Raw genomic sequence first — 20,894 nt, forward strand, 5'->3', positions numbered from 1 at the left:
TTGCTTGGCGACCATAGCATTGTGGACCCACCTGATTCCATGCCGAACTCAGAAGTGAAACACAATAGCGCCGATGGTAGTGTGGGGTTTCCCCATGTGAGAGTAGGACATCGCCAGGCTTTAAATTTATTTTCACTTTTTAAAAGTGAAGACAAAAGTTTTCAGAATCGTTTTTAAACGACTCCTGAATTGCTGATATAGCTCAGCCCGGTAGAGCGCACCCTTGGTAAGGGTGAGGTCCCCAGTTCGAGTCTGGGTATCAGCACCACTATTTAGTTGATTTGATTAATCAAGTTGACAACAGAATTTGTTTGACGACCATAGCATTGTGGACCCACCTGATTCCATGCCGAACTCAGAAGTGAAACACAATAGCGCCGATGGTAGTGTGGGGTTTCCCCATGTGAGAGTAGGACATCGTCAGGCTTAAATTGCATTATGCTGAATAGACACTGCGGAGTGGTAGTTCAGTTGGTTAGAATACCGGCCTGTCACGCCGGGGGTCGCGGGTTCGAGTCCCGTCCACTCCGCCACTTATTTAGAAGCCTCGCTAGAAATAGCGGGGCTTTTTTACATCTAAATTATAGTGTTTCGCCCTTCCATCTAATGACTTCCACATAAGGTTTCCCGTAAACCATAACTCCTAGCCAACGCGTCCCCATAATTCCGTCACTTATCAGAAATCCCAATCCTACGACTAGAATCACATCATTTCTGATTCCAATTGTGGTTTGATACAAGAATGACTTCAAACGCACGCAGATCTTTAAGCTTACTAATCAAATACTCGAGCCATACGACGTTGTAAGTTAGTCTAATGAGACTGTTCTGACTCAGCGCCCCAATTCAATACCTGAAACTATACAAGCATTACAACTCATCCTGCTTGCTCATTGCTTGGAGCCCTCCTCAAGTATTAGTTAATAGATCTTTGTCTAGGAAACCTGACTTCTGTTCTATCTGTGAATCTAGAGGATAGTTCTGGTGTGTAATTAGGACTCCATCATGGGGACTTCTGCTAAGAACGCTAGAGCCCTTAATGATTCGATTTCATGCTCTTGCTATGCATTAAACTTAAACCAATCTTAATTGTATTGAGCACCCTGTTTGAAGCATCTCAAAGGGGGAAAGCGGACTAGATTCAGTTTGAAGGTGAGAGTCGCTAGGTTGAGCTCCCCAAGTGATGCTGGAAGGATATATAAGCTAAGAAATAGACTATCCCCCGATCCGTGCAGTGATGTTTATCACCCAACTGATTGAGGTTCTCTGGTTCTAGGTACTGGTATCTTAGGATGTTTGCCGGTATTTCTTCGATTCTGATGTGCTTGTTGACTCGATATGAATTAGTTGTTTCACCGCTTTTACTCTGAACATATTGATTTCTTGCTGGTTAGTTCAAGCTATGTTTAAGTTATTACGACTAATATTAAGCTAAGAATTGTCATTTCTGTTGCTTGGTAAGAATAGAAAATTCCCCAAATCATCGGCAGATAATTTTGTGATTATTTTAAAAATAGATAAAGCCTTAAAACCTAATGGGTCGAATTATGAAATTAAGCTTTAACTTTGAAGATGCGAGCCAGATCTTTGTAGGATCTTTTGCTTTGGCCGTGCCGATTTCTTTTTCTGAAGAAGCGTGGAAGTTAGGAGAGACTTTGCCCACAGCTAACTTGCTGTTGTTGTTTCTATTGTCTGCTGTATTCCTGGGCTTTTACACGTATGAGAGTGTATTTCAGAAAGATATTGTCGCTCGGTTGCCAGTGTTTATTTTCAGAATTGTTATTGCTTATGTGATGACTGCATTGGTTGTTGCTTTGGTGCTGACTTGTTTGGACAAGCTTCCTTTATTAAGCGATCCAATTGTATCTATCAAAAGGGTAATTGTTATTTCTATGCCAGCGTCTATGGGAGCGATTGTAGTGGATAGTTTCGATAAAGAGTGAGTCGTATGCCATTTCAATTTAAGCAACCAACAGAGCCTTTCTAGAGCTTATTTGAATTCATTATTTAGCTTTTAATTCCCGCCCCCATTACGACTAGAATTTCTCAGCAGAGCACTTCTATAGATAACGAAAGTAGCCCTTCGTGATGACTGGCTTCTTGCAAGAGTGACAAGTTTGTTCTTGTGATAGCTTGAGCGGAATTAAAGAGAAAAGTCTGATTGCTTTAGAAGAGCATTAAAAGTGTTGGTTTTCGAATTAAATGAGGTAGTAAAAGGTGAGTAGACTGGTATGGATGAGTTCGGATCTTTAAATGCAAAAAGGCCGCATCAATGATGCGGCCTTTTCTAATTGGCTCCCCTTGCAAGACTTGAACTTGCGACATACGGATTAACAGTCCGCCGTTCTACCAACTGAACTAAAGGGGAATTGATTGTTTAGTCTCTAATCAAGAGAATGGTGCCGACTACCGGAATCGAACTGGTGACCTACTGATTACAAGTCAGTTGCTCTACCTACTGAGCTAAGTCGGCATCATGAATCAAAAAGCTTATGCTTGATGATTAACTTGGCTCCCCTTGCAAGACTTGAACTTGCGACATACGGATTAACAGTCCGCCGTTCTACCAACTGAACTAAAGGGGAATTATTCTTAAAGCTTTAAAGAAATGGTGCCGACTACCGGAGTCGAACTGGTGACCTACTGATTACAAGTCAGTTGCTCTACCTACTGAGCTAAGTCGGCACATAATATTTCTTTGTGCTTTACTGTTGTTGTCTAGGACACCAACAAATAAATTGTGGTGCCCGGAGGCGGAATCGAACCACCGACACGAGGATTTTCAATCCTCTGCTCTACCGACTGAGCTATCCGGGCGACGAGGTGTATTAAACGTGTTTTCGCGTTCTGGGTCAACATTAAATTGCAAAAAAAGTATCGTTTGATGTTTTTCTATACTTAGTGGATTGTTTTTGTTCGTTTGGGGCTAAAAACCTAGGTCTAGCATGCTCTAAAAGATACTGAAACTACGGTTAACTGGACTGAATAGGCACCGAAACAAAAAAAGCACGTATGAAAACGTGCTTTTATATTTAAGAATTTACTCGAGAGTTTAGTGTTTTACTTCAAACCTATTAACCCAAGCTTCTAATTCGTTAGAAAGGGAGGTGAGAGTTTGAGTGCTGTTATGACTTTCTGTCACCACATTACTCAGTTGGTTGCCACTTTCTTCGATCATATTGATACGCTTCGAAATATCGTCACTCACCTGAGTCTGCTCAGCGGCGGCTGTCGCGATTTGATGACTCATCGATGAAATAGACTCTAATGCGATAACAATCTGTTGTAGAGCTTCAGAGGCATTCTGGGACTCTGTTACGGTGCTTTCACTGGTCGTCGCACACACTTCCATAGTTTTTATTGCGTTACGAGAGCCTTCTTGAAGGTTATTGATCATTAGCTGGATTTCTTTCGTGCTTGATTGTGTTCGACCTGCAAGGTTACGAACCTCATCAGCCACAACCGCAAATCCGCGGCCTTGTTCACCAGCGCGCGCAGCTTCAATTGCCGCATTTAGCGCTAGAAGGTTAGTTTGTTCTGCAATATCACCGATGACGTCTAAGACCTTAACGATGTTATGTACATCGCTATCTAGGTTAGCGACGGCTTCACTGGCAGTTCCTAGTTGGCCTGCTAGACCTTGAATGTTATCTACCGTGTTGTGAATTAACTGCTGAGTATGTTGGCTCTGTTTATCAGCTTCGTCAGTATTACGCGCAGTATCACCCGCTGAATCAGCAACATTGTTGGCTGAAGAGGCCATCTCGGTCATTGCTGTTGCGATCATCTCTGTTGATTGCTGTTGTGTCTCTGTTAGCTGAGCAATTGCCCCAGCACGATCTTCTACGCGTTGCAGTTCGCCCCTTAATGCCAGCATTGAAGCGTCAAGGTTTGATACCAACTCAGCCAGTGACTTACTCATTTGTTGTACGGCGTGGTAGATACTGCCGTCTGTTGCCTGAGTTTCGAAATAGGTTTGAATGCGGCCTTCTGCGACTGCTTGTACTGCTTCTCTTACATCCTTAGGCTCGCCACCAAGAAGCGCTAGCATGCGCTTTATGGATGCAATCAAGCTCGATAGGATAAGACCCGCAATTACCACACAAAGGAATAGCTGCCATTGAGCGGTAGACCAGAAACGCGCGTTAACTTCATTGAAGCCGATACCTGTGCCGACAACCCAACCCCAATGTGGCGTTTTCTCTGCCATTGATAGTTTTTCTTCAATTGTTCCATCTGGAAGTTTTTGCGTCCAGGTGTACTCAATGATCTGGCCAGTACGACTGCCAAGTACTCGTTGAATGAGTTGGCCAACGCTATTCCCATCACCGTCTTTAAAATCATTAAAGCTGGTTCCGTGTAGTTGTGGATCCAGAGGTGTCGCAACAAAGGTCATGTTTTCATCCGCAACATAAACGTATTCATTATCTTTATAGATGTTGTTACGTAGTAGGCGAGTGGCAAGCTGTTTGGCCTGTTGTTCTTCTAGAGTGCCATCAATAGCCATTTTTTCGACTTCAGTAAGAATGCTGTATGCGCTCTTAAATAGCTCAGTCACACGAGCTTTGTTGTCCATGTTACTAGCGACTCTCAATGTCCATAAACCAGTAGCAGTTAGCGCTAGCAGAGCGATCAAGATGATGCCCGATAATAAGTAAGCTTGCGTTTTTAATTTCATATTTTCCTGCGTAGCGATTCAATAATTAGTATTAGATATAATTCATCGAATCTTAATCTAAGTCGTGTAGGGCAGATATCAGAAAGATATCAAAACATGATAGAGATTAAATTTACGAAGCAAAAAAAGTAACGAGTTATCATGCTGTTTATTTTTATGTGACGATACGCGGCTAAAGGTGCTTAATTTCAGAGGTGGTTTAGTTTGTATCGAGAGGGTTTGGACGAATTCAAGGATGGGTACTGTCGAGATAGGAAAGGGGATGCTTTAACTTTATGGGGGTGATCAGGGCTTGATGTTGAGCTGGCGGCAATACTGAATAGAGTTAGCGTTAGCTCAAACGAAAAAAAGCCAAGTCTTTCGACTTGGCTTTCTTGAATGTGGCTCCCCTTGCAAGACTTGAACTTGCGACATACGGATTAACAGTCCGCCGTTCTACCAACTGAACTAAAGGGGAATTACTTGTCTTAACATCAGGTCTATAAAGACCATTATTTGTTAAGTACCAAATAATGGTGCCTCGAGGCGGAATCGAACCACCGACACGCGGATTTTCAATCCGCTGCTCTACCGACTGAGCTATCGAGGCAAAAGAATGGTGCCGACTACCGGAGTCGAACTGGTGACCTACTGATTACAAGTCAGTTGCTCTACCTACTGAGCTAAGTCGGCACACTAAATTCTTTGCTTTAGAGAGTTTACTCTCTAATTAAAACCTCACATAAAATGAAGTTCTTTAAAATGGCTCCCCTTGCAAGACTTGAACTTGCGACATACGGATTAACAGTCCGCCGTTCTACCAACTGAACTAAAGGGGAATTACTTGTCTCAACATCAGGTCTATAAAGACCATTATTTGTTAAGTACCAAATAATGGTGCCTCGAGGCGGAATCGAACCACCGACACGCGGATTTTCAATCCGCTGCTCTACCGACTGAGCTATCGAGGCAAAAGAATGGTGCCGACTACCGGAGTCGAACTGGTGACCTACTGATTACAAGTCAGTTGCTCTACCTACTGAGCTAAGTCGGCACACTAAATTCTTTATGCTTTTGTTCGTGTTGCTACTCCCTGTTAAAGAGTAATGACACCAACAAATCAAATTGTGGTGCCCGGAGGCGGAATCGAACCACCGACACGAGGATTTTCAATCCTCTGCTCTACCGACTGAGCTATCCGGGCAACGGAGCGCTATTAAACGGATTTTCTGCATAACCGTCAACACCTTTTTTGAAAATAATTAAAAAAAACGTTCGTTAGTTGTTTTTTTATTCAAAAGTGAGGCTTACGTTTTACCTTGGTTAAAATCTTTCTTGAATTTTGTTACTTTTTCTAAGTATCGACGCGACTCTTTGTTTGGGTGTTTCTTTGTCAGTGCCCAGTAAGCTTGACTAGGTTGCAATGAATTTAAGTCACGCATTGCTCGCTTTCGGTCTTTGCTGAAGGTATTTAGTACCCCACCAGTGCCACCGTTGTATGCTGAGATCATGCTGTACTCAAGCGTTGTTGGGTGCTGCACGTCCTTCAAATAACGATTTTTAAGGATGTAAAAGTACGCAGTGCCAGCATCAATGTTGTTTTCTGGATTGAATAAGTACTCAGGACTTGGTTCTCCAGGTTTCTTTTTGACAAGCTTAAAGACATCTCGACCTGCGGTTTTTGGGACTACCTGCATAAGACCATAAGCGTTCGCCCAACTCACAGCGTATGGGTTAAAACTACTCTCTGTTTTGATGATCGCGTAAATCAAGTCTTCAGGGATGTCATAACGTTGGGATGCGCGACGAACGATATCGGCGTACTTATAGCTTCGTTTGCTAGCGTGATCAGCCACCATTGGAATTTCGACGTAATATGCTTTTTTAAAGTCGACTTCCTTGGTTTTTAAGTTATTAGCGATCAGGTAATCGGCAAACTTGTTCGCGCGCCATGTCCATTGAATAGGCTTCTTATCTTGATCAACGACTTGGTTATAGAGGAAAGGTTGGCCTTCTAACTTGATGCTTTTGGAAGAGAATAGGTCGACATTAGCAGGATCATCCGGCGTCAAAAGTGTCGTCATTATTGCATTTTTGAGGTGTTTTTTCGGATCCGTCGAGGATACGGTTTCTACCGTAATTAGGCCTTGAGTGAAGTTTACTTCCGATCGACTTAAGTAATTGTCTATGTATTTTACATAGTTACTCTTACCTGCCATTTTAACGTCATTGCTGCCCCAGCGTTTTTTAATGTTGCCTGAAAAGCTATTAATTAGTGAGTCTAACGCACCTGTGTCTTTCTCAAATTGACCGGGTAACTCAGCCAAATTACTTACAAATCGGTTGGTGGGCTCATAATTTACGTCATAAATTCCTTCGACAAATTCACGACTACACCCAGTTAACAACATGGTTATTAGGAAGTAACTTAGCTTTTTCATAGTTCCTCAAACAAAAATGACATCGCAGCGTGAGCCATGATGTCATTAAAATTTGCTTAAATAAATGTCTTATTTGCTTGGTGGAGTATAGCCATCAATAACGACATCTTTACCTTCGAAAAGGAAGTTAACCATCTCAGTTTCAAGAAGTTTACGATGGTCTGGGTCCATCATGTTTAGCTTCTTCTCATTGATGAGCATGGTTTGCTTGCTCTGCCATTGTCCCCAAGCTTCTTTAGAGACGTTGTCAAAGATACGCTTACCTAAGTCACCTGGGTAAAGTTGAAAATCTAGGCCTTCAGCATCTTTTTGAAGGCGAGCACAAAATACAGTGCGGCTCATAGTGGTTCCTCTTATCGCGTTCGCTGATTCAAACGTCGTCGTTTAGTTCAAAGGGTAGGCTCTCAATAAGCTGCTTTACAGGAGCGGCTAGGCCAATTTCTTCCGGTTTTGATAAGTTATACCAGAGACCTTTAGTCCCTTCCATTATCAAATCCGGTTGTTTATCTAATTTTACTAATACAGGCGTGATATCTAAGTGGTAGTGGCTGAAAGTATGTCTAAACGCAATCATGGTCTTAAGCGAGTGTATTTCACTATCTTTGATCGAGCGAAGATCTAATTGATGTTCAATCTCTGCGTTTTCATTTTGAGGGAAACAGAATAACCCTCCCCAGATACCAGATTGAGGGCGCTGTTCGAGCCATACTTGATTGTCGTGGTACAGAATTACAAACCATGTTTCCTTTACTGGCTTTTCTTTCTTAGGTTTTTTTCCAGGGAAATCGAGCTGTCTATCGAGCTTCTTAGCTTCACACATGTTTTCAATCGGGCACAACGTGCATTTAGGCTTGCTACGAGTACAAACCATGGCGCCCATATCCATCATTGCTTGATTGTATTTATCGACATCTTTATCGGGCGTCTGCGCCTCAGCGTGCTCCCAAAGCTTATTTTCGACTTTCTTTTGCCCAGGCCAACCTTCTACAACGAAGCTTCTCGCCAAGGTACGCTTAACGTTGCCATCAAGAATTGCATGGGGAAGTTTGTGAACAGAAGACAGAACTGCAGCTGCCGTAGAGCGTCCAATACCCGGTAGCGCGTTCATCTCTTCGATAGAAAGTGGAAATTCACCACCGTATTGCTCAGCAACAATCTTGGCTGCTTTATGTAGATTGCGAGCTCGTGCGTAATAACCAAGCCCTGTCCATAAGTGCAGCACCTCATCTTGTTCGGCGTTCGCTAGGTCAATCACCGTTGGAAAGCGTTCTAAGAAGCGCTGGTAGTATGGAATCACCGTGGCGACTTGAGTCTGCTGAAGCATTATTTCAGATAGCCAAACGGTGTAGGCGGTTTTGTTTTGTTGCCAAGGTAATTCTTTACGCCCAAAGGCGTCATACCACTTTAATATGGCGGTTGCGAAAGGAGTCACGACATGCTCTATGCTTTGCTATTATTAGGGGTGAAATTGCACCACACTTACGGTTGGATGTAAAACAGACAAATTGTGTGGGAATTTATCCACGGAAAGACTTGCACCAGAGGCAATTCTTTGGATAATCCCCGCTTTGATTAATCAATGTGCAGGCAAAAATCAATGAGTGAAGTGACCACTAACGAATATACTGAAGACGGCAAACTGGTTCGTAAGATCCGTAGTTTTGTTCGCCGCGAAGGCCGCTTAACAAAAGGCCAAGAAAACGCGATGAACGAATGTTGGCCAACAATGGGTATCGACTACAACCCAGAACTTCTTAATTGGAAAGAAGTATTTGGCAACGATAACCCAGTTGTACTAGAGATTGGCTTCGGTATGGGTGCATCACTGGTTGAAATGGCAAAGAATGCACCTGAGAAAAATTTCTTAGGTATTGAAGTTCATAGCCCAGGTGTAGGTGCGTGTTTAGGTACCGCTCGTGATGCGGGTGTAACTAACTTACGCGTAATGTGTCACGATGCAGTAGAAGTATTTGAACACATGATTCCAGACAGCAGCCTGCATACGCTGCAACTGTTCTTCCCTGACCCATGGCACAAAGCTCGTCACCATAAGCGTCGTATCGTTAAGGCTGAATTCGCCGAGATGGTTCGCGGCAAGCTTCAACTTGATACTGGTATTTTCCACATGGCTACTGACTGGGAAAACTACGCAGAACACATGATTGAAGTGATGAAGGTTGCTCCTGGCTTCGAGAATATCGCTGAAGATGGTGATTACATTCCTCGTCCGGATGAGCGTCCGCTAACTAAGTTTGAAGCGCGTGGCCACCGTTTAGGTCATGGCGTTTGGGATATTAAGTACAAACGTACTAAGTAATACTGAATCAAATTAAGTGAAGGTGAATCCGACTTAGGATTAAACCCTACACTTTATGGGATTGATTAAAGCCAACATTATTGTAATGTTGGCTTTTTTGTCCTTAGGCTTTTATTGCGATAAAGGTTTAAGAACAGAAAGTAATGCCACACCCCCTACAAAAATAACAATAAAGAAGTAAGCACACATGAAACCAACTCAAGCTATTTTGGCCGAGATTTTAGATGAAGTTCGTCCCTTAATTGGTCAGGGAAAGGTCGCTGATTATATTCCTGCATTAGCTCGCGTATCGAACCAGAAACTGGCGATTGCGGTATACACCAATGAAGGTGAAGTGATTCAAGCTGGTGATGCTGATGAAGCCTTTTCTGTGCAGTCAATTTCTAAAGCCTTAAGTCTGACATTGGCGATGGTGTTGTATAAGCCTGAAGAGATTTGGCAGCGCGTAGGTAAAGAGCCTTCTGGCCAAGCCTTTAATTCGATGATTCAGCTTGAGATGGAACACGGCATCCCTCGTAACCCGTTTATTAACGCAGGTGCGATTATTGTTGCTGACTTATTGCAAAGCCGCCTGTCAGCACCAAGACACCGTTTATTAGAATTTGTACGTCAGCTATCAGGTGATACTCATATTGTGTATGACAAGGTTGTGGCGGCTTCTGAAATGATGCACAGCGATCGTAATGCTGCCATCGCGTATTTGATGCGTTCATTTGGTAATTTTGAGAACGATGTGATCCCAGTGCTCAACAATTACTTTCACGCTTGTGCGCTTAAAATGACATGTATCGACTTGGCGAAAACCTTTAGCTACTTGGCGAATAAAGGGGTATCAGTTCAGACCAAGAAAGAGATTATCACGCCAGTTCAAACCAAGCAGTTGAATGCTTTGCTTGCGACATGTGGTTTGTACGATGGGGCAGGTGAGTTTGCTTACCGTGTTGGCATGCCCGGAAAGTCTGGTGTCGGTGGCGGGATTATTGCGATTGTTCCTGGTGAAATGACGATTGCAGTTTGGTCTCCAGAATTAGACCCTTCTGGTAACTCTCTTGCGGGTACTATGGCATTAGAGCTGCTTTCAGAGCGTATTGGTCGTTCTATTTTCTAAGTTCTAAGTTCTAAGTTCTAAGTTCTAAGTTCGACAAAAAAGCCTCTCGTGATGAGAGGCTTTTTGCATTCTAGCGTTCGGCTATTCGTCTTCTTCGGCCATAAAGGCTTCAAGCAGATCGTTTAGGAATAGTTTTCCTTTTTCAGTTATCTGCCAGTGGCTGTCGGTTTCATTGAGATAATTGAGTTCTTTGGCCCACTCTATCGTTGGTTTAATCGAGTCAAACTCTAAACCAGTCGTATCAATGAAGTCTTGTTTTGGACACGCTTCCATTAGCCTGAAGCGGTTCATGAAGAATTCGAAAGGGCGGTCCTCATTGGGTACTTCAAGTTCATCCGACAGATAGGGCTTCACCAGATTCTGATACGCTGCTAGGTAGCCTCTAGGGTGTTTAACCTTGGTAGTGCGAACAATACGTCCATCTGAAAAGCTCAGCTTGCCATGAGAGCCACAGCCAATACCTAGGTAGTCACCAAAGCGCCAGTAGTTGAGGTTATGTTGACACTGATATCCCGGCTTGCTGTAGCCTGAAATTTCGTATTGCACATAACCTGCGTCTGAGAGCTTCTTATGGCCTAAGTCGAAGATATCCCAAAGGTCATCATCGTCAGGTAGCTTTGGCGTTTTGTAATAGAACATGGTGTTAGGTTCTATTGTCAGCTGATACCAAGACAAATGTGGAGGATTAAGTTCGATCGCTTTGTCCAAATCAGCCAAGGCCTGATCAATGCTTTGATCGGGCAAGCCGTGCATTAAATCTAGGTTGAAGCTGTTCAATCCAATCTTATGCGCCAAATGAGCCGCATTCACGGCTTCATCTTGACCATGAATACGTCCAAGCCTTTCCAGCTTTTCTTGCTCAAAACTTTGCACACCCACCGAGATTCGAGTTATACCTGCTTTTTGGTAACCAGCAAAACGCTCAGCTTCGATAGTTCCCGGATTAGCTTCCATGGTGATTTCTATTTCAGGTTTGAACGGGATGCGCTGTTCAATGCCTTGCAGCAATCGACCTATTCCTTCTGGAGAAAATAGACTCGGTGTGCCGCCACCAATAAAGATCGAATGCAATGGGCGAGGTGCGCCATTGAGTTGGTATTTTTCGATATCGGTATCGAGATCCTCAAGCAGAGCATCTATATACTCTTTTTCAGGAATCTCGGCTTTTAGAGCATGAGAGTTAAAATCACAATACGGACACTTTTGTACACACCATGGAATGTGAACATATAGGCTGAGTGCGGGTGGTATTAGCGCTGCATTGTGCATTACAGAGCTTGCTCCTTGAGAGTCTTGAATAATGACGCGAGGGCTTTACCACGGTGTGACAGTTGCTTCTTACGTGACGATTCAAGCTCAGCTGATGCGCAGTTATCTTCTGGTACAAAGAACACAGGATCGTAGCCAAAGCCATTCTCACCGTGTTCTTCAGTAAGAATTCGGCCTTCCCATTTTCCGTGACATACCAATGGCGTCGGATCGTTTTCGTGACGCATTAGCACCAATACACAGTGGAAGCGAGCGGTGCGTTTTTCAACGTCGACACCTTGCATAGCATCTAACAGCTTTTCGATGTTCTGCTTATCAGTCGCCCCTTCACCTGAGTAACGCGCTGAGTAGATACCGGGTGCACCATTAAGGTAATCAACTTCTAAGCCAGAATCGTCAGCAATGGCTGGCAGCCCTGTTTCTTTCGCTGCATGGCGAGCTTTGATGATGGCATTTTCAATGAAAGTCGTTCCCGTTTCAGCGACTTCTGAAACGTTAAATTCACTTTGCGCGACAACGTCGAAACCAAACTCAGACAGAATATCTGCCATCTCGCGAACTTTACCTTGGTTGCCTGTTGCTAAAACAATCTTACTCATGGGGATGTGGCTCTAAAAAGTTAATGACTAGAAATGTGATCTTTGAAGCTACTCTTCTATATAGAATTTTTGTGTGAAACGCAGCGGTCCAGTGCCTTTCAAACCTGCGTTAACATCAATATCAAAAGTGATGTTCTCTTCGTGAGTGATAGGGAACTCAGCAAGGTAATAAATCGCATCACCTTCCTTTATTTCACGGAAGTTAAGCGTACGAGTATTGCCTACTAGGTTTCGTGCTGTTCCCGTAATTTTAGCCGTTGTAGCAGGCTTGCCTAGAGAAGCGTTGTCTAGCACGCTGATATTTAGAATCGCTGAGTATCCGTTTCGTTTCAGCTTATATTGCTTAGCGACCTGCGCAGTTAAAAATGTGGAATTGAAAGCCGAGTAATGAACCTCGACATCCTTGATACTTTTAAACTGTCCTGCCGAGCTTGGTAGGGCAATCAGAGCGGTGAGTAGTACTGTTATCCATAGACGCATAATGACTCCAATAAATAGCAAAAAGCCATCATAGGATGGCTTTGACTTCAGTTGGGATCTGGCTTGGTGAGCATATTCGAACTTGCTTATGCCGACCGAGCTCTCCCTTTTCTATCTTAATTTGCCCTTTCGCTACCTTAAATTGTTTCGCAAGGTATTTCGCTAAGTGAGCATTGGCTTTGCCATCAACCGGTGGTGCAGTAATGGCAATTTTCAGTTCCTCTCCGTGTAAGCCAACGATTTTATCGCGGCTTGCCTTGGGTTGGATATAGAGCCGAAGAAGAATATCGTCTTCTTCGGCCCATACTGCTTTTGGCATCGTCAAAGTACCTGAGGTTCGTACTTGAATTATAGCTGATACCAAATAGGACCGATCATGTCGCCCATTAGGAAGTTCGCAAATTGCAGAACAATGAACAGAACCAGCACACTTAGGTCGAAGCCACCCATATCAGGAAGGATGCGGCGAATTGGAACTAGCATTGGTTCTGTTAATTGGTGGAATACGTATTCGATTGGGCTACGGCCTTGGCTAACCCAGCTCAGAATTGCACGGATTAGCAGAACCCAGAAAATTAAGCCACCAGCTGCTTTGAGCAGAGATAGTGCACCAAAGATCAGGAAGCTGATATCAAATACAGCCGCACCGCCAGAGATAATCAAGTTTAGAGCGACGAACTTAAGTACACACAGCACATAAGCGAATACAACAGTCGCAAGATCCAGGCTGCCTATTGATGGAATAACTCGGCGTAGTGGGGCAACAACCGGTTGTGTCGCTTTTACGATAAATTGTGAGAACGGGTTGTAGAAATCTGCACGTGATGCTTGTAGCCAGATACGCAAGATCACAACCATGATGTAAAGATCAAAAACGGTCGAGATCAGAAAGCTCATCGAATTCATATTGTTTCCTTTTTCGGATTTACTTGCCGCTTAGGTATAACCCGAACGACACAATGCTTTTGTACTGTAACTAGTATTAAAACAGTTTTTCCATCTCTTCAGCTCGAGCAACCGCCGCTTGCATGGCTTTCGCTACGATGTCTGATAGTTGATGTTCGTTAAACGTGCGCAGTGCTTCTGCGGTCGTGCCGCCTTTTGAAGTCACCTGTTCACGTAGAGTTGATAATTCAGTATTTGGATTTGCTACTACCATCTCTGCCGCGCCTAATGCAGATTGCTGCACTAATTTACGAGCGGTTTCTTGGTCAAAACCTTGGTTAATTGCTTCAGCTTGCATCGCTTCCATAAACAGGAAGAAATATGCAGGAGCACTACCTGCTGCCGCAATGATGTTGTTGATGCCAGACTCTTGTTTAACCCAGCTTACTTCACCTACGGCTTGCATTAACTGAGAAGCGAACTCTTTATCACCTTGACTAACCATTGAGTCAGCATAAAGGCCACTCATCCCTTTACCAAGCAGTGATGGCGTGTTTGGCATAACACGTACAAGGTTTAGCTGGCAGTTTAACATCTCATTGAGTCGATTCGCATTAATACCCGCGGCAATTGAGATAACCAGTTTGTTGCTAAAGTCGATGCTTTGTAAGGGTTTGCATACATCAGCCATCATTTGTGGCTTCACTGATAGTACAACAACGTCTGCTTGCTCTGCTGCGGCAATATTATCGCTGGTGGTATTGATGCCGTACTCTTGCTCTAACGGCAGTCTTCTGGTGTCTGAAGGCGCTGTTGCAGTAATCTTTTGCGCTGGGTAACCACTCGCCACTAAGCCCGCTACAATCGAGCGAACCATATTTCCCGCCCCAATAAAGGCGATGTTCTTATGTTCCATATATAAAATCCTGAGCGTGTCGCTGCGCGGTTGAAGCGAAGCGGTATCAATACTGTATTTTTCGTTGCTTGCTGTAGCTATTTCTTGCTGCTTGCCGTCGCTATTTCGCGTAATCACGAGCTCCGAAGATAGCCGTTCCAATACGAACCATGGTACTACCAGCCTCAACTGCTGCATCCATATCACCACTCATACCCATCGAAAGGGTATCTATGTTTGGATACTTCACGGCTAGCTTGCCTTTAAGATCCGCCAGCTGAGAAAATGCATTAAGCTGAGATTGATAGTCAGATACGTTTGCAGGAATCGACATCAACCCTCTTAACGTGAGGTTGGGGAGCGATGAAATCAACTCTGCGAGTGCAAAAACTGTCTCTTCTGACGTTCCTGATTTCGAATCTTCACCACTGGTGTTCACTTGAATGAGTACTTGTAGAGGTGGAAGCTCGTTTGGTCGTTGATCATTAAGCCTTTGCGCGATTTTATCGCGATCGACAGAATGCACCCACTGGAAACTTTCTGCGATAGGGCGGGTTTTATTGGATTGAATTGGGCCAATAAAATGCCATTCTAAATTTAGGTTAGAATGTTGTTCTGAAAAGTGTTTTACTTTATCGACACCTTCTTGAACATAGTTTTCACCAAAGGCAACTTGGCCTCCGAGTGCGGCTTCTAGAATCGCATCAATAGGTTTAGTTTTGCTGACGGCTAAAAGTTGCACGGACTCTGGAGCTCGTCCGCACTTTTGCTCAGCACTACGAATCTGTGAGGTGATTTGTTCGATATTTTGTTGAATACTACTCATAGCTGACTTTACTTAAGGGAAAATAAATGGATATCACTGAGTTACTAGATTTTAGTGTAAAGCATAACGCGTCAGATCTACATCTTTCTGCGGGTGTATCTCCAATGGTACGTATAGATGGTGAAGTAAGGAAGCTTGGAATACCAGCTTTGAGTCATGCTGATGTGCATCGTTTGGTTTTTGAGATCATGAGTGATTCACAACGCGGTGAGTTTGAAGAAAAACTGGAAGTCGACTTCTCTTTTGAATTACCCAACGTTGGTCGTTTCCGTGTTAATGCTTTTAACCAATCTCGTGGCTGCTCTGCTGTATTTCGTACCATTCCAGTAGAGATTCCTACCCTTGAACAGCTCGGGGCTCCTGAAATCTTTGAAAGAATATCTAATTACGAAAAAGGTTTAGTCTTGGTGACAGGGCCGACGGGTTCAGGTAAGTCGACAACTTTGGCTGCGATGGTGGATTACGTTAACCGTAACCATAATAAGCATATATTGACGATTGAAGACCCGATCGAATTTGTTCATACCAACAACAAATGCTTAATCAACCAACGAGAAGTGCACCGCGACACTCACAGCTTCAAAGCGGCGTTGCGTAGTGCGCTACGTGAAGATCCAGACGTAATCCTTGTTGGTGAGCTTCGTGACCAAGAGACGATCAGCTTAGCGTTAACCGCTGCAGAAACAGGCCACTTAGTTTTTGGTACCTTGCACACGAGCTCTGCTGCAAAAACCATAGACCGTATTATCGATGTATTCCCGGGTAGCGACAAAGACATGGTGCGTTCAATGTTGTCTGAATCGTTGCGTTCGGTGATTGCCCAGAAGCTGTTGAAGCGTGTTGGTGGCGGTCGTGTGGCTTGTCATGAAATCATGATGGCGACACCTGCGATCAGAAACTTGATTCGTGAAGATAAGGTCGCGCAGATGTATTCGATTATTCAAACGGGCGCGGCACACGGTATGCAGACCATGGAGCAAAATGCGAAGCAGTTGATGGCTCAAGGCCTAGTTGATTCAGAAGAGGTCGAGAAAAAGATCGAAATTGAAACCTCAATGTTTTAATCAAGGTGAACAAAATGGAATTGAATCAAATCCTTGAGGGGATGCTTTCTCAAAAGGCTTCGGATCTTTATATCACTGTCGATGCTCCAATCCTGTTTCGTGTGGATGGTGAACTTCGCCCTCAAGGAGATAAGCTGAATTCGGCTCAGGTCGCACAGTTGCTTGACGCGATGATGGATCAAGACCGACGTGATGAATATCAGCAAACGCGTGAGGCTAATTTTGCCATCGTGCGTGATTTTGGTCGTTTTCGTGTTAGCGCATTCTTTCAACGAGAGCTACCAGGAGCGGTAATTCGTCGTATCGAGACTAACATCCCAACCTTTGAGCAATTAAAGCTTCCTGATGTACTGCAAGACCTGTCAATTGCAAAGCGTGGACTTGTGCTGGTGGTTGGGGCGACGGGCTCCGGTAAGTCAACCTCGATGGCTGCGATGACAGGTTATCGCAATACTAATCGTTCCGGGCATATTTTGACGATTGAAGACCCGATTGAATTCGTTCACGAACATAAAAAGTGTATCGTAACTCAACGTGAGGTTGGGCTAGACACTGAGAGCTATGAAGTTGCGCTTAAGAACTCTTTGCGCCAAGCACCTGATATGATTTTGATTGGCGAAATCCGTAGCCGTGAAACCATGGAATATGCGATGACCTTTGCTGAAACGGGTCACTTGTGTATGGCAACCTTGCACGCCAATAACGCTAACCAAGCGTTAGAACGTATTCTCCACTTGGTGCCTAAAGAGCAGAAAGAACAGTTCTTGTTTGATTTGTCGATGAACCTGCGTGGTGTGGTCGCTCAGCAATTAATCCGAGATAAGAATGGCAGTGGTCGTCATGGTGTATTTGAGATTCTACTCAACAGCCCGCGAGTGTCTGACTTGATTCGTCGTGGTGAGTTGCATGAACTAAAAGCGACTATGGCTAAATCGAAAGAGATTGGTATGCAGACCTTTGACCAAGCGTTGTATGACTTGGTGCTTGCAGGCAAGATCAGTGAAGAAGACGCATTCCACAGTGCTGATTCCGCCAATGACTTACGCTTAATGCTAAAAACCAGACGTGGTGATGATGACTACGGGACTGGTGCTTTGGTTGGCGTGAAGATTGATATGGGTTAGATTGATGCTGAATGCTGAATGCTGAATGCTGAATGCTGAACGCTAAAAAACCGCTGTGAAGGCGGTTTTTTGAGGCTAGATAATTTAGTGGTTACCGTAACTATTGTTGTTACCAGAATATCCTCGTTCCTTCTCTAATTTGGTTTTTGTCGGATATTGTTCAACGGTATAGCCTGCTGAGCCTCCGTTCATAGAGCTGCATGCTGTGATTGCTAGAGAAGCGAAGATGACTAGAAAAATTTTCATATAAACTCCCACGTCCTTATTATGAACTGCACTGACACTACGGCGTGACATTCGTGTAGGATCATAAGTTAGCTCAAACTTTGCTCACTTAATTTATCTAAGAATATTGTGCTTCAAACCAACTTTCTAGAATAACAACTGCGGATTGGTTATCGACGTTACCTTTACTTAGTGCTTTATAGCCGCCCATTTCAAAAAGGTCGGCCCTTGCTTCTGTCGTAGAAAGTCTCTCATCATGCAATTCAACATCCACACCAAAGCGTCCCTTAAGACGGTTAGCGAATTTCTTCGCTCTGGGTGTAATGGTTGCTAGATCTTTACCGTGAAGATCGGTAGGCAAACCAACCACGATTAGATTCGGCTGCCACTCTTTGATTTGTTTTTCTATGTCATCCCAGTTGGGGATGCCATCTTTGGCTTTAAAGGCTTTTAAAGGGCTTGCTGTACCTGTGATCTCTTGTCCTATCGCACTGCCGATACTTTTCGTACCGTAGTCAAATGCCATAATTGTTCGTGACATGGGGCTTCCAAATTAATCTGTGTTTGAGAGTTTATATACTGATTTGAGCTAGGCGTGGCCTGCGTCCGCTGAAAGCTGAGCTGCATTGATACCTAACATTTGCACGGCAACTTTCCAACGATCCGAAATTGGCGTATCGAAGATAACCTTTGGATCGGCTTCAACGGTTAGCCATGAGTTTTCAGTCAGCTCGGTTTCCAGTTGTCCTGGTTCCCATCCTGCATAACCAAGCGCGACCAGATAATGCATAGGTTCATCTTCTGTCCCTAACACCATTAGAATATCTTTCGAGGTTGTTACCGAGATTTGATCCGTCATGTTGATGCTGGATTGATAACTGCCTTTGGGTTTGTGCAAAATAAACCCACGATCTTCTGCGACTGGACCACCATTAAGTACTGGCTTATCAAGGCTTGCTTGGTTGGGTTTCGGCTGTTCAGAATCAACCTCAACTTGCTTAAGCATACTGCCGACAGTGACATCGATAGGAGCGTTGATCATCAAACCCATCGCACCTTCGTCATTGTGCTCACAAAGATAGATCACTGAATTCTGAAAGTATGGATCTTTCATTCCGGGCATAGCGACCAGAAAGTGGTTCGTTAAATTCATAGAGCCTCCTGCCAGTGTGTTCCCAGTAAAGGAAAAAGAGCGGCGTAAAGCCGCTCATTGTTCTTTGCCTAGATATTTTTGTGTTTCGAATAGCTAAGGCTTTCTTTAGTTTAGGCTATTTAGCGTTAACGCGACGCTCGATTGCATCCATTAATTTGCCCGTTACCGAAATATCAAAAGCAGCTTCAATTTCACGGATACAAGTAGGGCTTGTCACGTTGATTTCAGTCAGCTTGTCGCCGATAACATCAAGCCCAACAAAGATTAAGCCTTTCTCTTTCAGTGCAGGAGCAACTGCTCTTGCGATAGCCCAGTCTGTTTCACTTAGAGGACGAGCTTCACCTGTACCACCAGCGGCAAGGTTACCTCGAGTTTCCCCTTTAGCAGGAATACGCGCTAGGCAGTAAGGCATTGGTTCACCATCAACTACAAGAATACGTTTATCACCATTGCTGATGTCTGGAACAAAGGTTTGTGCCATTGCGTAGTTCTGACCATGGTTAGTTAAGGTCTCAATGATTACTGATACGTTTGGATCGCCTTCTTTTACTCGGAAGATAGACGCGCCGCCCATACCATCAAGTGGTTTTAGAATCACGTCACCGTGTTCTTCTCGGAATGCTTTAATTTTTTCAGCTTTACGAGTCACGATGGTGGTTGGTGTCAGTTCAGGGAACCAAGCCGTGAACAATTTCTCGTTACAGTCACGTAGGCTTTGTGGCTTGTTGACGATCAGTGCACCGTTCTCTTCAGCACGCTCAAGAATGTAAGTTGCGTAGATGTATTCTGTATCAAACGGAGGATCTTTACGCATCAGTACCGCATCTAAATCGGATAGCGCGATAGTCTGTTCTGATTTGAACTCGTACCAACCGTTTGGATCTTCTTTTAGTTCAACAATCTTAGTATCAGCAATGGCTACGCCTTGATCTAAATGTAGATCATCCATTTCCATGTAATGGATTTCGTAACCACGACGCTGAGCTTCAAGCATCATGGCAAAGCTAGAGTCTTTTTTGATGTTAATGGATGAAATTGGATCCATTACGATGCCAAGTTTGATCATTTTTTTCTCCTAGCCTAGATCGCCAAAACGGACTTGTAAGGCAGTAATTGCGGTTAGAGCTGCTGTCTCGGTACGAAGTACACGTGGGCCGAGTAGCGTCTCTTCAAATTTGTATTGTTCTGTCATACCGATTTCTTCAGCTGACAGTCCGCCCTCAGGACCGATCAATAGGCGTACCTTACTGATGGGTTCTGGAAGGGTATTGATTGAGTATTTTGCACGAGGATGCAGGTTTAGTTTTAACGCTTCGCTCGGTTCGCTGCACCACTCTTCAAGTTGCATGATTGGGCGAATAACTGGAACCGTATTACGGCCAGATTGTTCACATGCCGCGATAGCAATCTTTTGCCACTGCGCGAGCTTTTTCTCGAAGCGTTTAGTATCAAGCTTAACTCCACAGCGCTCTGAAATAAGGGGGGTAATGGTGTTCACACCAAGCTCAACCGATTTCTGAATCGTGAATTCCATTTTGTCGCCACGTGAAATCACTTGGCCTAAATGTAAGTCTAACGGAGATTCGCTGCTGCGCTCGATACGTTCAGTAACATTAACTGTGACGTTCTTTTTTGATACTTCAGCAATTGTCGCAGGGAATTCAGCGCCACTGCCATCAAATAGAAGAACATCTTGACCTTCTTTCATACGAAGGACTCGACCAACATGACCCGTGGCATCTTCGCCTAAAGCGAGTGAACCTAACTGATGAATGCGTTCTGGGTGATGGATACGAGGGATTCTCATGCTGGTAAACCTATAAATAGTGTCATTTGGGTATTTTGTCTCTG

General features: G+C 44.0%; 21 protein-coding genes, 14 tRNA genes and 2 rRNA genes. 9 read left to right on the top strand and 28 right to left on the bottom strand.

Features of this window, described 5'->3' with window-relative positions; genetic code table 11:
* The first annotated feature begins 3 nt into the window (after nt 1-3).
* The 5 genes from rrf (L3V33_RS19225) to L3V33_RS19245 all read left to right on the top strand — a co-directional run bounded on the left by rrf (L3V33_RS19225) (nt 4) and on the right by L3V33_RS19245 (nt 1,943).
* Nucleotides 4-119, top strand: a 5S ribosomal RNA gene (gene rrf / locus L3V33_RS19225).
* 72 nt (nt 120-191) lie between these two features.
* Nucleotides 192-268, top strand: a tRNA-Thr gene (locus L3V33_RS19230).
* Between the two features lie 42 nt (nt 269-310).
* A 5S ribosomal RNA gene (rrf, locus tag L3V33_RS19235) occupies nt 311-426 on the top strand.
* A gap of 30 nt (nt 427-456) precedes the next feature.
* Nucleotides 457-533: transfer RNA gene (locus L3V33_RS19240), tRNA-Asp, on the top strand.
* A 1,014-nt stretch (nt 534-1,547) separates the two neighbouring features.
* The gene (locus L3V33_RS19245; RefSeq protein ID WP_017079303.1) at nt 1,548-1,943 is read left to right on the top strand and encodes a DUF2391 family protein; all 396 of its coding nucleotides are present in this window, start codon (nt 1,548-1,550) and stop codon (nt 1,941-1,943) included.
* A 349-nt stretch (nt 1,944-2,292) separates the two neighbouring features.
* Here L3V33_RS19245 and L3V33_RS19250 read toward each other — a convergent pair.
* From L3V33_RS19250 to mutY, 16 genes are all read right to left on the bottom strand, one after another.
* Nucleotides 2,293-2,368, bottom strand: a tRNA-Asn gene (locus tag L3V33_RS19250).
* 29 nt (nt 2,369-2,397) lie between these two features.
* Nucleotides 2,398-2,473: transfer RNA gene (locus tag L3V33_RS19255), tRNA-Thr, on the bottom strand.
* 36 nt (nt 2,474-2,509) lie between these two features.
* Nucleotides 2,510-2,585, bottom strand: a tRNA-Asn gene (locus L3V33_RS19260).
* Between the two features lie 24 nt (nt 2,586-2,609).
* A tRNA-Thr gene (locus L3V33_RS19265) sits at nt 2,610-2,685 on the bottom strand.
* A gap of 56 nt (nt 2,686-2,741) precedes the next feature.
* Nucleotides 2,742-2,817, bottom strand: a tRNA-Phe gene (locus tag L3V33_RS19270).
* Between the two features lie 235 nt (nt 2,818-3,052).
* Nucleotides 3,053-4,678, bottom strand: coding sequence for a methyl-accepting chemotaxis protein (locus L3V33_RS19275; protein ID WP_146458292.1), 1,626 nt, complete (start codon nt 4,676-4,678; stop codon nt 3,053-3,055).
* A 381-nt stretch (nt 4,679-5,059) separates the two neighbouring features.
* Nucleotides 5,060-5,135, bottom strand: a tRNA-Asn gene (locus tag L3V33_RS19280).
* A 56-nt stretch (nt 5,136-5,191) separates the two neighbouring features.
* Nucleotides 5,192-5,267: transfer RNA gene (locus tag L3V33_RS19285), tRNA-Phe, on the bottom strand.
* Between the two features lie 7 nt (nt 5,268-5,274).
* Nucleotides 5,275-5,350: transfer RNA gene (locus tag L3V33_RS19290), tRNA-Thr, on the bottom strand.
* Between the two features lie 70 nt (nt 5,351-5,420).
* Nucleotides 5,421-5,496 (bottom strand) — tRNA-Asn (locus L3V33_RS19295).
* A gap of 56 nt (nt 5,497-5,552) precedes the next feature.
* Nucleotides 5,553-5,628 (bottom strand) — tRNA-Phe (locus L3V33_RS19300).
* Between the two features lie 7 nt (nt 5,629-5,635).
* Nucleotides 5,636-5,711 (bottom strand) — tRNA-Thr (locus L3V33_RS19305).
* A 74-nt stretch (nt 5,712-5,785) separates the two neighbouring features.
* Nucleotides 5,786-5,861: transfer RNA gene (locus L3V33_RS19310), tRNA-Phe, on the bottom strand.
* A gap of 103 nt (nt 5,862-5,964) precedes the next feature.
* Nucleotides 5,965-7,098, bottom strand: coding sequence for a membrane-bound lytic murein transglycosylase MltC (gene mltC, locus L3V33_RS19315; protein ID WP_237291045.1), 1,134 nt, complete (start codon nt 7,096-7,098; stop codon nt 5,965-5,967).
* A 69-nt stretch (nt 7,099-7,167) separates the two neighbouring features.
* Nucleotides 7,168-7,440 (bottom strand): oxidative damage protection protein, encoded by a 273-nt coding sequence (locus L3V33_RS19320; protein WP_017075434.1) that lies wholly within the window; start codon nt 7,438-7,440, stop codon nt 7,168-7,170.
* Between the two features lie 28 nt (nt 7,441-7,468).
* Nucleotides 7,469-8,530 (bottom strand): A/G-specific adenine glycosylase, encoded by a 1,062-nt coding sequence (gene mutY, locus L3V33_RS19325; RefSeq protein ID WP_237291046.1) that lies wholly within the window; start codon nt 8,528-8,530, stop codon nt 7,469-7,471.
* 165 nt (nt 8,531-8,695) lie between these two features.
* On the opposite strand from mutY, the gene trmB reads away from it, so the two are divergent.
* Together trmB and glsB are read left to right on the top strand one after the other, a co-directional pair.
* The gene (gene trmB, locus L3V33_RS19330; protein ID WP_048659426.1) at nt 8,696-9,415 is read left to right on the top strand and encodes a tRNA (guanosine(46)-N7)-methyltransferase TrmB; all 720 of its coding nucleotides are present in this window, start codon (nt 8,696-8,698) and stop codon (nt 9,413-9,415) included.
* Nucleotides 9,416-9,602: 187 nt separating this feature from the next.
* Nucleotides 9,603-10,523, top strand: a complete 921-nt coding sequence (gene glsB / locus L3V33_RS19335) for a glutaminase B (RefSeq protein WP_102553304.1) — start codon at nt 9,603-9,605, stop codon at nt 10,521-10,523.
* Nucleotides 10,524-10,604: 81 nt separating this feature from the next.
* On the opposite strand, the gene hemW is transcribed toward glsB, so the two are convergent.
* The 7 genes from hemW to L3V33_RS19370 all read right to left on the bottom strand — a co-directional run bounded on the left by hemW (nt 10,605) and on the right by L3V33_RS19370 (nt 15,477).
* Complete coding sequence (hemW, locus tag L3V33_RS19340; protein ID WP_237291047.1) at nt 10,605-11,792, bottom strand: radical SAM family heme chaperone HemW; 1,188 nt, start codon at nt 11,790-11,792, stop codon at nt 10,605-10,607.
* The gene (locus L3V33_RS19345) at nt 11,792-12,391 is read right to left on the bottom strand and encodes an XTP/dITP diphosphatase (RefSeq protein WP_017080776.1); all 600 of its coding nucleotides are present in this window, start codon (nt 12,389-12,391) and stop codon (nt 11,792-11,794) included. Before L3V33_RS19345 ends, hemW begins: the two co-directional genes overlap by 1 nt.
* Nucleotides 12,392-12,439: 48 nt before the next feature.
* Nucleotides 12,440-12,871 carry a DUF4426 domain-containing protein gene (locus tag L3V33_RS19350; RefSeq protein WP_237291048.1) on the bottom strand — a complete coding sequence of 144 codons (432 nt, stop codon included), beginning with the start codon at nt 12,869-12,871 and terminating at the stop codon, nt 12,440-12,442.
* Between the two features lie 28 nt (nt 12,872-12,899).
* Entirely contained in the window at nt 12,900-13,190 is a 291-nt protein-coding gene (gene yggU / locus L3V33_RS19355; protein WP_009847703.1) for a DUF167 family protein YggU, read from the bottom strand.
* A 29-nt stretch (nt 13,191-13,219) separates the two neighbouring features.
* Nucleotides 13,220-13,777 carry a YggT family protein gene (locus tag L3V33_RS19360; protein WP_017067798.1) on the bottom strand — a complete coding sequence of 186 codons (558 nt, stop codon included), beginning with the start codon at nt 13,775-13,777 and terminating at the stop codon, nt 13,220-13,222.
* A gap of 76 nt (nt 13,778-13,853) precedes the next feature.
* Nucleotides 13,854-14,672: a pyrroline-5-carboxylate reductase gene (gene proC / locus L3V33_RS19365; protein WP_237291049.1), complete on the bottom strand. Its 819-nt coding sequence runs from the start codon at nt 14,670-14,672 to the stop codon at nt 13,854-13,856.
* Nucleotides 14,673-14,772: 100 nt separating this feature from the next.
* The gene (locus L3V33_RS19370; protein WP_065110764.1) at nt 14,773-15,477 is read right to left on the bottom strand and encodes a YggS family pyridoxal phosphate-dependent enzyme; all 705 of its coding nucleotides are present in this window, start codon (nt 15,475-15,477) and stop codon (nt 14,773-14,775) included.
* Between the two features lie 26 nt (nt 15,478-15,503).
* On the opposite strand from L3V33_RS19370, the gene L3V33_RS19375 reads away from it, so the two are divergent.
* Both L3V33_RS19375 and L3V33_RS19380 read left to right on the top strand, forming a co-directional pair.
* Nucleotides 15,504-16,541 carry a type IV pilus twitching motility protein PilT gene (locus L3V33_RS19375; RefSeq protein WP_004735478.1) on the top strand — a complete coding sequence of 346 codons (1,038 nt, stop codon included), beginning with the start codon at nt 15,504-15,506 and terminating at the stop codon, nt 16,539-16,541.
* Between the two features lie 14 nt (nt 16,542-16,555).
* Nucleotides 16,556-17,665, top strand: a complete 1,110-nt coding sequence (locus L3V33_RS19380) for a PilT/PilU family type 4a pilus ATPase (RefSeq protein ID WP_237291050.1) — start codon at nt 16,556-16,558, stop codon at nt 17,663-17,665.
* Nucleotides 17,666-17,749: 84 nt separating this feature from the next.
* Here the strand turns inward: L3V33_RS19380 and L3V33_RS19385 are convergent, their stop codons facing one another.
* The 5 genes from L3V33_RS19385 to rsmE all read right to left on the bottom strand — a co-directional run bounded on the left by L3V33_RS19385 (nt 17,750) and on the right by rsmE (nt 20,850).
* Nucleotides 17,750-17,911, bottom strand: a complete 162-nt coding sequence (locus L3V33_RS19385) for a hypothetical protein (RefSeq protein ID WP_237291051.1) — start codon at nt 17,909-17,911, stop codon at nt 17,750-17,752.
* Between the two features lie 97 nt (nt 17,912-18,008).
* Nucleotides 18,009-18,431 (bottom strand): Holliday junction resolvase RuvX, encoded by a 423-nt coding sequence (gene ruvX, locus L3V33_RS19390; RefSeq protein WP_017062240.1) that lies wholly within the window; start codon nt 18,429-18,431, stop codon nt 18,009-18,011.
* Nucleotides 18,432-18,479: 48 nt separating this feature from the next.
* A complete protein-coding gene (locus tag L3V33_RS19395; RefSeq protein ID WP_054547449.1) occupies nt 18,480-19,043 on the bottom strand; it encodes a YqgE/AlgH family protein in 564 nt (187 codons plus the stop codon).
* A gap of 115 nt (nt 19,044-19,158) precedes the next feature.
* Nucleotides 19,159-20,109, bottom strand: a complete 951-nt coding sequence (gene gshB, locus L3V33_RS19400) for a glutathione synthase (protein ID WP_237291052.1) — start codon at nt 20,107-20,109, stop codon at nt 19,159-19,161.
* 9 nt (nt 20,110-20,118) lie between these two features.
* Nucleotides 20,119-20,850: a 16S rRNA (uracil(1498)-N(3))-methyltransferase gene (gene rsmE / locus L3V33_RS19405; protein ID WP_146454206.1), complete on the bottom strand. Its 732-nt coding sequence runs from the start codon at nt 20,848-20,850 to the stop codon at nt 20,119-20,121.
* Between the last annotated feature and the right edge of the window lie 44 nt (nt 20,851-20,894).

Origin of the sequence: Vibrio sp. A2-1 (genome assembly GCF_021728355.1) — a bacterium.
Lineage (GTDB): Bacteria > Pseudomonadota > Gammaproteobacteria > Enterobacterales > Vibrionaceae > Vibrio > Vibrio splendidus_K.

Bases quoted from the DNA above. Each gene is read 5' to 3' on its own strand.
- L3V33_RS19350 (WP_237291048.1), bottom strand. From the start codon at position 12,871: ATGCGTCTATGGATAACAGTACTACTCACCGCTCTGATTGCCCTACCA.
- ruvX (WP_017062240.1), bottom strand. From the start codon at position 18,431: ATGTCACGAACAATTATGGCATTTGACTACGGTACGAAAAGTATCGGC.
- mltC (WP_237291045.1), bottom strand. From the start codon at position 7,098: ATGAAAAAGCTAAGTTACTTCCTAATAACCATGTTGTTAACTGGGTGT.
- L3V33_RS19385 (WP_237291051.1), bottom strand. From the start codon at position 17,911: ATGAAAATTTTTCTAGTCATCTTCGCTTCTCTAGCAATCACAGCATGC.
- gshB (WP_237291052.1), bottom strand. From the start codon at position 20,109: ATGATCAAACTTGGCATCGTAATGGATCCAATTTCATCCATTAACATC.
- glsB (WP_102553304.1), top strand. From the start codon at position 9,603: ATGAAACCAACTCAAGCTATTTTGGCCGAGATTTTAGATGAAGTTCGT.
- L3V33_RS19320 (WP_017075434.1), bottom strand. From the start codon at position 7,440: ATGAGCCGCACTGTATTTTGTGCTCGCCTTCAAAAAGATGCTGAAGGC.
- L3V33_RS19370 (WP_065110764.1), bottom strand. From the start codon at position 15,477: ATGAGTAGTATTCAACAAAATATCGAACAAATCACCTCACAGATTCGT.
- proC (WP_237291049.1), bottom strand. From the start codon at position 14,672: ATGGAACATAAGAACATCGCCTTTATTGGGGCGGGAAATATGGTTCGC.
- L3V33_RS19245 (WP_017079303.1), top strand. From the start codon at position 1,548: ATGAAATTAAGCTTTAACTTTGAAGATGCGAGCCAGATCTTTGTAGGA.
- L3V33_RS19395 (WP_054547449.1), bottom strand. From the start codon at position 19,043: ATGAATTTAACGAACCACTTTCTGGTCGCTATGCCCGGAATGAAAGAT.
- L3V33_RS19345 (WP_017080776.1), bottom strand. From the start codon at position 12,391: ATGAGTAAGATTGTTTTAGCAACAGGCAACCAAGGTAAAGTTCGCGAG.
- L3V33_RS19360 (WP_017067798.1), bottom strand. From the start codon at position 13,777: ATGAATTCGATGAGCTTTCTGATCTCGACCGTTTTTGATCTTTACATC.
- L3V33_RS19375 (WP_004735478.1), top strand. From the start codon at position 15,504: ATGGATATCACTGAGTTACTAGATTTTAGTGTAAAGCATAACGCGTCA.
- L3V33_RS19380 (WP_237291050.1), top strand. From the start codon at position 16,556: ATGGAATTGAATCAAATCCTTGAGGGGATGCTTTCTCAAAAGGCTTCG.
- trmB (WP_048659426.1), top strand. From the start codon at position 8,696: ATGAGTGAAGTGACCACTAACGAATATACTGAAGACGGCAAACTGGTT.
- L3V33_RS19275 (WP_146458292.1), bottom strand. From the start codon at position 4,678: ATGAAATTAAAAACGCAAGCTTACTTATTATCGGGCATCATCTTGATC.
- hemW (WP_237291047.1), bottom strand. From the start codon at position 11,792: ATGCACAATGCAGCGCTAATACCACCCGCACTCAGCCTATATGTTCAC.
- rsmE (WP_146454206.1), bottom strand. From the start codon at position 20,850: ATGAGAATCCCTCGTATCCATCACCCAGAACGCATTCATCAGTTAGGT.
- yggU (WP_009847703.1), bottom strand. From the start codon at position 13,190: ATGCCAAAAGCAGTATGGGCCGAAGAAGACGATATTCTTCTTCGGCTC.